General features: G+C 67.5%; 10 protein-coding genes. 7 read left to right on the top strand and 3 right to left on the bottom strand.

The window, feature by feature from the left end:
- The first annotated feature begins 46 nt into the window (after positions 1 to 46).
- From ACN22W_RS00200 to ACN22W_RS00170, 7 genes are all read left to right on the top strand, one after another.
- Complete coding sequence (locus ACN22W_RS00200; RefSeq protein ID WP_048247995.1) at positions 47 to 844, top strand: ABC transporter ATP-binding protein; 798 nt, start codon at positions 47 to 49, stop codon at positions 842 to 844.
- A 38-nt stretch (positions 845 to 882) separates the two neighbouring features.
- Positions 883 to 1,740: an ABC transporter permease gene (locus tag ACN22W_RS00195; protein ID WP_129513323.1), complete on the top strand. Its 858-nt coding sequence runs from the start codon at positions 883 to 885 to the stop codon at positions 1,738 to 1,740.
- Positions 1,741 to 1,828: 88 nt separating this feature from the next.
- Positions 1,829 to 3,196 (top strand): sensor histidine kinase, encoded by a 1,368-nt coding sequence (locus tag ACN22W_RS00190; protein WP_343494423.1) that lies wholly within the window; start codon positions 1,829 to 1,831, stop codon positions 3,194 to 3,196.
- A 12-nt stretch (positions 3,197 to 3,208) separates the two neighbouring features.
- Positions 3,209 to 3,886, top strand: coding sequence for a response regulator (locus tag ACN22W_RS00185; protein WP_129513322.1), 678 nt, complete (start codon positions 3,209 to 3,211; stop codon positions 3,884 to 3,886).
- A gap of 281 nt (positions 3,887 to 4,167) precedes the next feature.
- Positions 4,168 to 5,298 carry a porin gene (locus ACN22W_RS00180; protein ID WP_419685652.1) on the top strand — a complete coding sequence of 377 codons (1,131 nt, stop codon included), beginning with the start codon at positions 4,168 to 4,170 and terminating at the stop codon, positions 5,296 to 5,298.
- A gap of 335 nt (positions 5,299 to 5,633) precedes the next feature.
- Positions 5,634 to 7,652 (top strand): site-specific DNA-methyltransferase, encoded by a 2,019-nt coding sequence (locus tag ACN22W_RS00175; protein WP_129513321.1) that lies wholly within the window; start codon positions 5,634 to 5,636, stop codon positions 7,650 to 7,652.
- Positions 7,652 to 10,678, top strand: coding sequence for a type III restriction-modification system endonuclease (locus ACN22W_RS00170; RefSeq protein WP_419685651.1), 3,027 nt, complete (start codon positions 7,652 to 7,654; stop codon positions 10,676 to 10,678). Before ACN22W_RS00175 ends, ACN22W_RS00170 begins: the two co-directional genes overlap by 1 nt.
- A gap of 257 nt (positions 10,679 to 10,935) precedes the next feature.
- On the opposite strand, the gene ACN22W_RS00165 is transcribed toward ACN22W_RS00170, so the two are convergent.
- The 3 genes from ACN22W_RS00165 to ACN22W_RS00155 form a co-directional block, all read right to left on the bottom strand.
- Complete coding sequence (locus tag ACN22W_RS00165) at positions 10,936 to 11,310, bottom strand: hypothetical protein (RefSeq protein WP_412022767.1); 375 nt, start codon at positions 11,308 to 11,310, stop codon at positions 10,936 to 10,938.
- 212 nt (positions 11,311 to 11,522) lie between these two features.
- Positions 11,523 to 11,777, bottom strand: a complete 255-nt coding sequence (locus tag ACN22W_RS00160; protein WP_419685650.1) for a hypothetical protein — start codon at positions 11,775 to 11,777, stop codon at positions 11,523 to 11,525.
- Positions 11,778 to 11,814: 37 nt separating this feature from the next.
- Complete coding sequence (locus tag ACN22W_RS00155; protein WP_048248003.1) at positions 11,815 to 12,120, bottom strand: hypothetical protein; 306 nt, start codon at positions 12,118 to 12,120, stop codon at positions 11,815 to 11,817.
- Between the last annotated feature and the right edge of the window lie 256 nt (positions 12,121 to 12,376).

Genomic DNA, 12,376 nt, shown 5'->3' with positions numbered 1-12,376 from the left:
CGTTGCGTCACGACGCGACGCCTTCCTCACCCGCAGGACGAATGAGATGAATCAGGCTGTCTCCCCGAGCACACCGGCGATCGAGTTTCGCAACGTGTCGTGCCGCTTCATTTCGCCGGAAGGCAAGGCCACCGTCGCGTTGCGCGACTTCAGCATGAGCGTCGCGCGCGGCGAGTTCATCGCGATCGTCGGGCCGACCGGCTGCGGCAAGTCGACGACGCTCAACCTGATCACCGGGCTGCTCAAGCCCGTGTCGGGCGAAGTGCGCGTGATGGGCCGCCCGGTCGACGGGATCGATCCGCGCATCGGCTTCGTGTTCCAGGCCGACGCCGTGTTCCCGTGGCGCAACGTGATCGACAACGTCGCGGCGGGCCCGCTGTTTCGCGGCCGCTCGAAGGACGTCGCGTACGCGCAGGCCGAGGAGTGGATCCGCAAGGTCGGCCTCGACAAGTTCACGAAGCACTACCCGCATCAACTGTCCGGCGGGATGCGCAAGCGCGTCGCGCTCGCGCAGACCTTCATCAACCAGCCGGAAATCCTGCTGATGGACGAGCCGTTCTCCGCGCTCGACATGCAGACGCGCACGCTGATGCAGGACGAGCTGCTGCAGTTGTGGTCGGCGAACAAGGGCTCGGTCGTGTTCGTCACGCACGATCTCGAGGAGGCGATCGCGCTCGCCGACCGCGTGTTCGTGCTGACCGCGCGCCCCGCGACGCTCAAGCGCGTGTACGAGATCGACCTGCCGCGCCCGCGCGTCACGTCGGAGATTCGCTACGACCCGCGCTTCATCGAAATTTCCAAGGACATCTGGCACGACCTGCGCGAAGAAGTGCAGATCGGCTGACGCATACGCCGCACGCAAAGAACAGCAAGGACAGGAGCATGACCGACATGACGCTTCCCCCCACCGCCCTTCCGGCGACGACGCTCGAGGACGACGAGCGCGCCGCGCAACGCCGGCTGCGCCGCCGGCGCAACCTGATCGTCGGGCTGCGGATCGCCGTGCTTGTGCTGGTGCTGGGCGGGTGGGAACTCGCCGCACGGCTCAAGTGGATCGATCCGTTCTTCTTCTCGATGCCGTCGCTGATCTTCGAACAGATCCAGGACTGGTTCGTGAACGGCACGTCGCAGGGCCCGCTGCTCACGCAGGTGTGGGTCACGCTCGAGGAAACCGGGATCGGCTTCGTGATCGGCTCGGTTGCCGGCGTGATCTGCGGGATCGTGCTCGGCCGCAACAAGCTGATGGCCGACGTGTTCGGCCTGTATATCCAGATCGCGAACTCGATTCCGCGCGTCGTGCTCGGCTCGATCTTCGTGATCGCGCTCGGCCTCGGGATGGCGTCGAAGATCGCGCTCGCCGTCGTGATGGTGTTCTTCGTGGTGTTCGGCAACGCGTTCCAGGGTGTGCGCGAAGCCGACCGCTACCTGATCGCGAACGCGCAGATCCTCGGCGCGTCGCGCCGGCAGATCACCACGGCAGTCGTGATCCCGTCCGCGCTGAGCTGGATTCTCGCGAGCCTGCACGTGAGCTTCGGCTTCGCGCTGGTCGGCGCGGTGGTCGGCGAATTCCTGGGTTCCAAGCAGGGCATCGGCCTGCTAATCTCCACCGCCCAGGGTGCGTTCAACGCAAGCGGCGTGTTCGCGGCGATGATCGTGCTGGCCGTGGTCGCGCTGGCCGCAGACTATCTGCTGACCTGGCTCGAGAAGCGGCTTCTGAAGTGGCGCCCCGCCGCGTTCTGAACGCGGCCGCCGGACGCATGACATGACACCCCCGACCGCGCCGGCGCCCCCGGCGCGGTTCGGCATTTCCGAGAAGGAGCGCAACAGGATGGCGCACAGCCTGCGCGGGCGGCTGCTGTGGTGGCTGCTGCTGCCGCTCGCGGCCTTTGTGCTGATCGCGGGCGCGATGTCGTACGACACCGCGCGGCGCACGGCCGGGCTCGTGCAGGACAGCGCGCTCGTCGCGTCCGCGCGCACGATCGGCGAGGACGTCGAATGGCGCAACGGGCTGCCGGTCGCCGACGTGCCGCCGGCCGCGCTGGAGATCTTCGAATCGCCGTCGCGCGATTCGGTGTTCTACAAGGTGATCGACGGCCACGACCGCCTGCTCGCCGGCACGCCGGCGCTCGACCTGCCCGCGCGCCACGGCGTCGAGCCGACGCTGTACGACACGGCGCTCGACGGCCTGCCGCTGCGTGCGGTGGCCTACGATCGCCAGCTGTACGACGAGGGTCAGGTCGAGACGGTCACGGTCGTCGTCGCGAAGACGACGGGTTCGCGCAACGCGATGGTCGACACGATCTGGCGGCCGCAGCTTGTGCGCCTGTCGCTGATGCTGATGCTCGCGGTGGTGCTCGTCTACCTCGGCCTGACCTTGGAGCTGCGTCCGCTGATGAAGCTGAAGGACGATGTCGCCGACCGTGGGCCGATGGAGCTGGAGCCGATCCGCCCCGAGCGGCTGCAGCACGAACTGCGGCCGATCGTCGACGCGATCAACCAGTGCATCGCGCGGCTCAACATGCACACGGCCACGCAGCGCCGCTTCATCGCGGACGCCGCGCACCAGCTGCGCACGCCGATCGCGGTGCTCGATACGCAGATCCAGTACGCACAGCGGCGCGACCACGACGATCCGGAACTCGCGTCGGTGCTCGACAGCATGCAGCGCAGCAGCCGCAAGATGGCCGACGTGACCGACAAGCTGCTGCTGCTCGCGCACGCGGAGGCGACGCCGTCGACGCTCCTGACCCATCGCGTCGACCTCGCGGCCGTGGTGTCGAGCGTGCTGGAGGAAACGATCGTGCTCGCGCAGCGGCGCGATATCGACCTCGGCGCCGATCTCGGGGAACGGCTCGACGTCGCGGGCAGCGACAGTCTGCTGACCGCGCTGGTGATGAACCTCGTCGACAACGCGGTGCGCTACACGCAGCCGGGCGGCTGCGTGACGGTGGTCGCGCGGCGCGACGGCGACGCGATCGTGCTCGACGTGGTCGACAACGGCCCCGGCATCCCGGCCGAAGCGCGGCCGCACGTGTTCAAGCGCTTCTACCGCGTGTCGGCCGATACCGAAGGCTCGGGCCTCGGGCTTGCGATCGTCCGCGAGATCGCGCAGGCGCACGGCGGCAGCGCGTCGCTCGCGCCGGGGCCCGGCAATCGCGGTATCGTCGTAACGGTGCGGTTGCCCGCCTATGATTGAAGAGATGTCGTCATGAAACTCCTGCTGGTCGAAGACAACGCCGAACTCGCGCACTGGATCGTGAACCTGCTGCGCGGCGAGGATTTCGCGGTCGACTGCGTCGGCGACGGCGAGCGCGCCGACACGGTGCTGAAGACCGAGCGCTACGACGCCGTGCTGCTCGACATGCGCCTGCCCGGCATCAGCGGCAAGGAAGTGCTCGCGCGGCTGCGGCGCCGCAACGACAACGTGCCGGTGCTGATGCTGACCGCGCACGGCTCGGTCGACGACAAGGTCGACTGCTTCGGCGCCGGCGCCGACGATTACGTCGTGAAGCCGTTCGAGTCGCGCGAGCTGGTCGCGCGGATTCGCGCGCTGATCCGCCGGCAGGCCGGCGTCGGCACGACCCAGCTCGTGTGCGGCGATCTCGTCTATGCGTTCGGCACGCGCGAATTCCGCTGCGGCGAAGCGGTGCTCGCGCTGCGCCGCCGCGAGCATGCGATCCTCGAAACGCTGATGCTGCAGCAGAACAAGACCGTGTCGAAGGCGCGCCTGATGGACAGCGTGTTCGCGCTCGACGACGAACCGAGCGCCGACGCGATCGACATCTACATCCACCGGCTGCGCAAGCATCTCGCCGGCAGCACGGCCGAGATCATCACGCTGCGCGGGCTCGGTTACATCCTGCGCACGAAGAGCGCGCAGGACTGACGGGCGTTCGTCCGCAGTCCCGATCATCGATTCGTAGCACGAAATGGCCCGAACGCCTGCCGGCTGCCCGGCAGGTGCGCTTGCTCGCGCCTGCACGATTCGTGATTGTTGCGCGTTCGGTGTTTTCACCGATCCGATTCTTGCGTCCGGGAAAGCGTCGTGAAGGATTGCACGCTCTACGATGCTATGCGTCGGCCCTCTCGCTGTGGCCGGCAAGAGTCGGCATACATTGCGTACTGCCAACGACCAGATTTCAATGCGGCAGCTCGGAGGAGACGATCTTGAAACGAAAAACCCTTGCCCTTTCCATCGCGGCGGCAGGCCTGTGCGCCGGCACCCAGGCGCATGCGCAGTCGAGCGTGCAGCTCTATGGCCTGATGGACCTGAGCTTTCCGACCTACCGGACCCACGCCGACGCGAACGGCAATCACGTCATCGGGATGGGCAACGCAGGCGAACCGTGGTTCAGCGGCAGCCGTTGGGGCCTGCGCGGCGCTGAAGACATCGGCGGCGGCACGAAGATCATCTTCCGCCTCGAAAGCGAATTCGTGGTCGCGAACGGCCAGATGGAAGACAGCGGCCAGATCTTCGACCGCGACGCATGGGTCGGCGTCGAGGACGAGCGCTTCGGCAAGCTGACGGCCGGTTTCCAGAACACGATCGCGCGCGACGCGGCGGCGATCTACGGCGATCCGTACGGCAGCGCGAAACTGACGACCGAGGAAGGCGGCTGGACCAACTCGAACAACTTCAAGCAGATGATCTTCTACGCGGCCGGCCCGACCGGCACGCGCTACAACAACGGCATCGCGTGGAAGAAGCTGTTCAACAACGGCATCTTCGCGAGCGCCGGCTACCAGTTCAGCAACTCGACGCAGTTCGCGACCGGCTCCGCGTACCAGCTCGCGCTCGGCTACAACGGCGGGCCGTTCAACGTGTCGGGCTTCTACAACCACGTGAACAACGGCGGCTACACGAACCAGACGTTCTCGGTCGGCGGCAACTACACGTTCGACATCGTGCGCCTGAATGCCGGCTACTTCCGCTACAACGGCGACCAGGGCGCGCTCGGCCAGCGTCACGACGATTCGTGGACGGTGTCGATGAAGATCGCGCCGAAGGGCGCGCTCGACTACGAGCTCGGCTACCAGCAGATGCGCATCAAGAACGCCGCGAACAACGCCGACGGCTTCACGCCGAACGCGAACCTGGGCGCGTTCAGCCTGACCAACGGCGTCAGCAACGGCTTCAAGGAGACGATCTACGGGTCGGTGTTCTATCACCTGAGCAAGCGCACCGAGGTGTACCTGGCCGGCGATTACATGAAGCTGCATGGCGGCTACACGGTGTCGTCGACGTTCGGCGCGAAGAACCAGCTCGAACTGACGTCGGGCATCCGTACGCGTTTTTGACGTAAAGCGGGGCGGGTTGCGCCCCGCCATTCCCTCCGTCCGGGATTCTCCATGCGGGCACGCCGGCGCTTTGCGCCGACCGTGCCCTTTTTTTCGTCCTCTCCGCGGCGCCCCGCGATGCCCGGAAAACCGCCGCCGGCCGGCCGTGCGAGAACCGGCCCGAAGCCGCGTGCGGCCCGTGGGACGGGCGATCGCGGCCGATGTGCACGCGTTCGGCTCACATCGGCGCTTGACCTGCGCCGACCGACTCGATAGCGTTTCGGGTTTGCCCGGGTGGCCATTGCCGCCGGTGCCGTGAGCGCGCCCGACGTCCTGGCGCGCGCGGCCGGGCTCCGATGGAAAAGACGATGCAGAAACTCGATGCGGCCAGCCCGCAGGCGATGTCGACGGATTTCACCGCCGACAACGTCGCGCGCCTGAAGGCGCTGTTCCCCGAACTCGTGACCGAAGGCCCCGGCGGCGCGTCGGTCGACGTCGACGTGCTGAAGGCGCTGATCGGCGAACGCACGGTCGGCGACGCCGACGAGCGCTACGGCTTTCACTGGCACGGCAAGCGCAGCGCGCGCCAGGCCGCGCTCACGCCGTCGACGGGCACGCTGCGGCCCTGCCCCGACGACAGCGTCGCATGGGACGACACGCGCCACCTCGTGATCGAGGGCGACAACCTCGACGTGATGAAGCTGCTGCACAAGAGCTACGCAGGCAAGGTGAAGCTCGTCTACATCGACCCGCCGTACAACACGGGCAGCGATTTCGTCTATCCGGACGACTTCAGCGACAGCATCCGCCACTACCTGGCGATGACCGGGCAGACCCAGGGCGGCGTGAAGCGCAGCACCAACACCGAGGCGAACGGCCGGTTCCACACCGACTGGCTGAACATGATGTATCCGCGCCTGAAGCTCGCGCACGCGCTGCTGTCGGACGAAGGGCTGATCGCCGTGCACATCGACGAGCACGAAGTGCATGCGCTCGTGCTGATGCTGCGCGAGATCTTCGGCGAGGAGAACGAGCTCGGCGTCGCCGTGTGGGACAAGCGCAACCCCAAGGGCGACGCGCGCGGCGTCGCGTACCAGCACGAATCGCTGGTGCTGTTCGCGCGCAACGCCGAGACGCTGCTCGAACAGGCGCCGCTCAAGCGCCCGAAGCGCAATGCGCAGCGCATGCTCGACGCCGCGCACGACGCCGTGTACCGCAGCGGCAACCCGAAGGACGCGCAAAAGGCGTACCGCGCGTGGATGAAGGCGCAGACCAACCTGTCCGGCGGCGAGGTGATGTACGACCGCCTGTCGGAAGACGGCCGCGTGTACCGCCTTGTGTCGATGGCCTGGCCGAACAAGAAGAAGGCGCCGGAAGAGTATTTCACGCCGCTGATCCACCCGGTCACCGGCAAGCCGTGCGCGATGCCGGCACGCGGCTGGCGCAACCCGCCCGCGACGATGCAGGCGCTGATCGAGCGCGGCCAGATCGAATTCGGCGCGGATGAAAGCACGCAACCGCAGCGGATCTACTACCTCGACGAGAACATGTACGAGAACGTGCCGTCGGTGCTGCCGTTCGCCGGCTCCGACGACGCGCTGCTGAAGACGCTCGGGATCCCGTTCGACCTGCCGAAGCCGGTCGACTTCGCGGCCGCCGTGATCGGCTGGTGCACGCGCGGCGACGACATCGTGCTCGACTGCTTCGCGGGCTCCGGTTCGACCGGCCACGCGGTGATGCAGGTGAACGCGACCGACGGCGGCGCGCGCCGCTACGTGCTCGTGCAACTGCCCGAAGCGCTCGACCGCCGCGACAAGACGCAGCAGAGCGCGGCCGATTTCTGCGCGAAGCTGAAGAAGCCCGCAACGCTCGCCGAAGTCACCAAGGAGCGCCTGCGCCGCGCCGCGCAGCAGGTCGCGCGCGACTATCCGGAAAGCTATGGCGACCTCGGCTTCCGCGTGTACCGGCTCGACACGACCAACGTGATCGAGTGGGACCCGCGCCGCGACGACTTCGACCACGCGCTGTTCGCGTCCGTCGAGCACGTGAAGACCGGCCGCACCGAGGACGACCTGCTCGCCGAGCTGACGCTGAAGCTCGGCCTCGACCTGTGCACGCCGGTCGAACATCACGCGGTGGCCGGCAAGGCCGTGCACCTGATCGGCCGCGCGATCGTCGCGTGCTTCGACGCGCGGATCTCGCGCGATGACGCGGGCCCGCTCGCCGACGGCATCGTCGCGCTGCTCGACGCGACCGGCGCATCGCGCGACGTCACGTGCCTGTTCCGCGACAGCGGCTTCGTCGACGACGTCGCGAAGCTCAATCTCGCCGCGCTGCTCGAACAGCACGGCGTGAAGCGCGTGCGGAGCCTGTGATGCGGCTGCATTTCGAAGCGGATCTCGACTATCAGCGCGAGGCGATCGACGCCGTCTGCGACCTGTTTCGCGGCCAGGAATCGTATCGCGGCGACTTCAGCGTGCTCGCGAACGCCGCGCCCGGCACGACGGCCGCGGCGCAAGGCTCGCTCGGCTTCGCGGTGTCGGAACAGGGGGTCGGCAACCGGCTGTCGCTGACCGACGACGCGCTCGCGCGCAATCTCGCCGACGTGCAGCTGCGCGGCGGGCTGCCGCCGTCCGGCCTGCCCGGCTCGCGCGACTTCACCGTCGAGATGGAGACCGGCACCGGCAAGACCTACGTGTACCTGCGCACGATCTTCGAGCTGAACCGCCGCTACGGCTTCACGAAGTTCGTGATCGTCGTGCCGTCGATCGCGATCAAGGAAGGCGTGCACAAGACGCTCGCGATCACCGAGGACCATTTCCGCGCGCTGTACGCGGGCGTCCCGTACGACTACTTCCTGTACGACTCCGCGAAGCTCGGCCAGGTGCGCCACTTCGCGGCGAGCGCGGCGATCCAGGTGATGGTGATGACCGTCGCCGCGATCAACAAGAAGGAAATCAACAACCTCTACAAGGACAGCGAGAAGACCGGCGGCGAGAAGCCGATCGACCTGATCCGCGCGACCCGGCCGATCGTGATCGTCGACGAGCCGCAGAGCGTCGACGGCGGGCTCGAAGGCCGCGGGCGCGAAGCGCTCGCCGCGATGGCGCCGCTCTGCACGCTGCGCTATTCGGCGACCCACGTCGACCGTCACCACATGGTGTACCGGCTCGACGCGGTCGACGCGTACGAGCGCAAGCTCGTCAAGCAGATCGAGATCGCGTCGGCGATCGTCGAGGATGCGCACAACAAGCCGTACGTGCGGCTCGTCGGCGTGTCGAACCGGCGCGGCGCGATCAGCGCGCGCGTCGAGCTCGACGTGGCGACGGCGGCCGGCGTGAAGCGCCAGATCGTGTCGGTCACCGACGGCGACGACCTCGAACGCCTGACCAAACGCGCGCTGTACGCGGGGCTGCGGGTCGGCGAAGTCCATGCGGTGAAGAGCGCTGAATACGTCGAACTGCGCCATCCGGAAGGCGAGGCGTTCCTGTCGCTCGGCGAGGCATTCGGCGACATCGATACGCTCGCGGTGCAGCGCGAAATGATCCGCCGCACGATCCGTGAGCATCTCGACAAGGAACTGCGCCTCGCGGAACGCGGCGTGAAGGTGCTGTCGCTGTTCTTCGTCGATTCGGTCGAACGCTATCGCCGCTACGACGAGAGCGGGATGCCCGTGAAAGGCGACTACGCGCTGATCTTCGAAGAGGAATATGCGCGCGCGGCACGCGTGCCGGCCTATCGTGCGCTGTTCGACGGCGTCGACGTGGCGCTCGAAGTCGAGCGCGCGCACAACGGCTACTTCTCGATCGACCGGAAGGGCGGCTGGACCGACACGAGCGAGAGCAGCGCCGCGGCCCGCGAGAACGCGGAGCGCGCGTACGGCCTGATCATGCGCGAGAAAGAAGCGCTGCTGTCGTTCGATACGCCGCTGAAGTTCATCTTCTCGCACTCGGCGCTGAAGGAAGGCTGGGACAACCCGAACGTGTTCCAGATCTGCACGCTGCGCGACATCCAGACCGAACGCGAGCGCCGCCAGACGCTCGGCCGCGGGCTGCGCCTCGCCGTCGACCAGGACGGCGACCGCGTGCGCGATGCGGGCGTGAACACGCTCACCGTGATCGCGACCGAGCGCTACGAGTCGTTCGCGGAGAACCTGCAGAAGGAAATCGAGGCCGACACGGGCATCCGTTTCGGGATCGTCGAGGAACACCAGTTCGCGGCATTGCCCGTGCAGGAAGGCGACGGGCCCGCGCATGCGCTCGGCATCGAGCTGTCGCGCGTGCTGTGGACCCATCTGCACGAGCAGGGCTACGTCGACGCGCAGGGCAAGGTGCTCGACCGGCTGAAGGATGCGCTGCGCCAGAGCGCGCTCGTGCTGCCGGATGCGTTCGAGATGTTGCGCGGGCCGATCGTCGCGACGCTGCGCAAGCTGTCGGGCCGCTTCGCGGTGCGCAACGCGGACGAGCGCCGTGAGATCGCGTTGCGTCGCGATGCATCGGGCAAGGCCGTCGTGTTCGGCGAGGACTTCCGCGCGCTGTGGGACCGGATTCGCCATCGCACCGTGTACCGCGTCGAGTTCGACAACGCGAAGCTCGTGCGCGACTGCACGGCCGCGTTGCACGACGCGCCGGATATCGCACGTGCGCGGCTGCAGTGGCGCAAGGCCGAGATCGACATCGGCAAGGCCGGCATCGAGGCGATCGAGGTGGCCGGCGCCGGCACGGTGCTGATCGACGAAGGCGAGCTGCCGCTGCCCGACCTGCTCACCGAGCTGCAGGACCGCACGCAGCTCACGCGCCGTTCGCTCGCGACGATCCTGGCCGACAGCGGCCGGCTCGACGATTTCCGCGTGAACCCGCAGCAGTTCATCGCGGTCGCGGCCGACGCGATCAACCGCTGCAAGCGGCTCGCGCTCGTCGCGGGCATCGCGTACCGCAGGCTCGGCGAGCGCCACGTGCATGCGCTCGAATCGTTCGAGAGCGAGGCGCTGACCGGCTATCTGCGCAACCTGCGGCCCGATGCGCGGAAGTCGATCCACGAAGCGGTCGTATGCGAGACGGATGCGGAGCGCGCGTTCGCCGATGCGCTCGAAGCGCACGACGGCGTGAAGCTGTATGCGAAGCTGCCCGCATGGTTCCGCGTGCCGACGCCGCTCGGCAGTTATCACCCGGACTGGGCCGTGCTCGCGGAACAGGACGGCGGCGAGCGGCTGTACTTCGTCGTCGATACGCCGAATGCGGACGGCAACGTGCCGAGCGAGCACGAGCGGGCGAAGCTCGCGTGCGGCGAAGCGCATTTCCGTGCGCTGGTGGACGGCGACGGCGCGGCGCGCTTCGTGCGTGTCAGGCAGGCGGACGCGTTGTTCGAACCTGCGGCGCCGCTGGCAGGCGCCGGGCGCTGAAACGAAGGGCGGCGATGAGCCGCCCTTTTTTTATCGACCGGAGGACCGTGCGCAGGCACCGTTGCGACACCTGCTCCAGGCGTCGAATTTCCGTTTGTTATCCGCGTGAAAGCCAGTCGCATTCTCGCGCGTCCGCAGCGCGGTTACGGCTGGTTGCAAATCGGGTCGGCGCGATGTTTTCGCGCGACAGCCGCGTGGCGCCGCCACCATGAAAAAAGGGCGCCGAAGCGCCCTTCTGCCGCATTCTCGTGCCGCGCTTACAGCGTGCGGCCGAAGGCATTGTGATGCGAATGATGCGTGGACGTCGACGCATGCGTGGTATGGCCATGCGCATGCCCGTGCGTGTGACCGTGGCCCGGCTGCACGCCGGCGCGATCGGCGATCGTATCGGAACGGTCGGCCGCGCGCGACAGGCCCTTGTCGCGGTCGCCCGCATGCATGCTGTTCGAGTTGCCGAATGCCGAACTGCTCATGTGGCCGCCGGACATGCCGCCCGCGTTGCCGCCCGAGCCGCCTGCGCCATGACCGCCGCCGTTGCCGCCGCCATTGCCGCCGGCCGCCGCATACGCGGAAACCGTGCCGAGCGCGAGCAGCGCGGCCGTCAGTACGGACAGATATCGTTGATGTTTCATCTTGTGCTCCCTGGAGCGCGTTCGTGTGATTGCATTCTAAGAACGCGCGGCCTTCGCGCCACTCGACGTTGTAAATGATCGTAACGATGCACGCGGCATGCATTCGTCAGATCAATCCGGACGACGCCGCGATCCGGTCATGCGTGAACGGGGAAACGAAGCAGGCGGGCGCGGCGCCGCAGCGCCGCCCCGGTGACGATCGTGGATCGTGCTTACTGCGCCGGCTGCATGCCCTGCACGGCGGCCTTGTGCTGCGCGGCCTGCTCTTCCGCGTGCTTCTTGGCCATGTGGTGGCCGACGATACAGCCGCCGACCGCGCCGACGACGGCGTGGTGCCCGGCGTAGTGGCCGGCAACACCGCCGACCACCGCGCCCTTCATGCAGCCCGCCGCGTGCGCGCTGCCGATCGTTGCGAGCGCAACGATGGCGGCGGTGACGCACAGCCTGATGTGTCGAATAGGCATCATGTTTTCATTCTCCCCTTGTTGCGATCAGCCGAACCGCTTAATCCCAGCGGCCGCCGCGCCAGCCGCCGCGATCGTGCCACTCATGCTCGCGCCATTCACGGCGGCGCCACTCGTGTTCGCGCCATTCGCGCGCACGCCAGCCGTCATCGCGATAGCCATAGTCGCGATAGCCGACCGGCGCATACATGACCGGCGGAGGCGGTGCCACGTAGACCGGTGCCGGCGCCGCGTAAACACCCGGCACGCCGATGCCGACCGACAGGTCGACGTGGGCCGATGCGACGCCCGAAGCTGCCAGCGCCGCTACACCGAGAACTGCACCGAGAATAAGTTTCTTGTTCATCTCGCGACTCCCTGCACGTGTCGTGCGTCATGTGAATACGGTTCGGAGTCTAGGCACGCGGTGCCGACACAGGTGAAACGGGTATGCGAGACCGGTAACGGACGATTACGGCCCGCCGCAAAGCCTTACGGGACAAGGCGGAGGCAGCACGCCACGCACCGTTGCAACGGCGCATCGAGTCGGTAAAAGGAGGATTTTCGGCACGAAACCGGGCGGTCGGAACACACCGGCGTGCGCGGGGAGCGAACCGCCCGCA

Origin of the sequence: Burkholderia theae (assembly GCF_048565265.1) — a bacterium.
GTDB classification, from domain to species: Bacteria; Pseudomonadota; Gammaproteobacteria; order Burkholderiales; family Burkholderiaceae; genus Burkholderia; species Burkholderia theae.
Note: the sequence above shows the minus strand (reverse complement) of the source record. Positions and strands in the feature narration are given on the sequence as shown.

What these genes read in the sequence shown, in the direction of transcription:
- ACN22W_RS00160 (WP_419685650.1), bottom strand. Translation starts at nt 11,777, where the DNA reads ATGATGCCTATTCGACACATCAGGCTGTGCGTCACCGCCGCCATCGTT.
- ACN22W_RS00165 (WP_412022767.1), bottom strand. Translation starts at nt 11,310, where the DNA reads ATGAAACATCAACGATATCTGTCCGTACTGACGGCCGCGCTGCTCGCG.
- ACN22W_RS00190 (WP_343494423.1), top strand. Translation starts at nt 1,829, where the DNA reads ATGGCGCACAGCCTGCGCGGGCGGCTGCTGTGGTGGCTGCTGCTGCCG.
- ACN22W_RS00170 (WP_419685651.1), top strand. Translation starts at nt 7,652, where the DNA reads ATGCGGCTGCATTTCGAAGCGGATCTCGACTATCAGCGCGAGGCGATC.
- ACN22W_RS00155 (WP_048248003.1), bottom strand. Translation starts at nt 12,120, where the DNA reads ATGAACAAGAAACTTATTCTCGGTGCAGTTCTCGGTGTAGCGGCGCTG.
- ACN22W_RS00200 (WP_048247995.1), top strand. Translation starts at nt 47, where the DNA reads ATGAATCAGGCTGTCTCCCCGAGCACACCGGCGATCGAGTTTCGCAAC.
- ACN22W_RS00195 (WP_129513323.1), top strand. Translation starts at nt 883, where the DNA reads ATGACCGACATGACGCTTCCCCCCACCGCCCTTCCGGCGACGACGCTC.
- ACN22W_RS00175 (WP_129513321.1), top strand. Translation starts at nt 5,634, where the DNA reads ATGGAAAAGACGATGCAGAAACTCGATGCGGCCAGCCCGCAGGCGATG.
- ACN22W_RS00185 (WP_129513322.1), top strand. Translation starts at nt 3,209, where the DNA reads ATGAAACTCCTGCTGGTCGAAGACAACGCCGAACTCGCGCACTGGATC.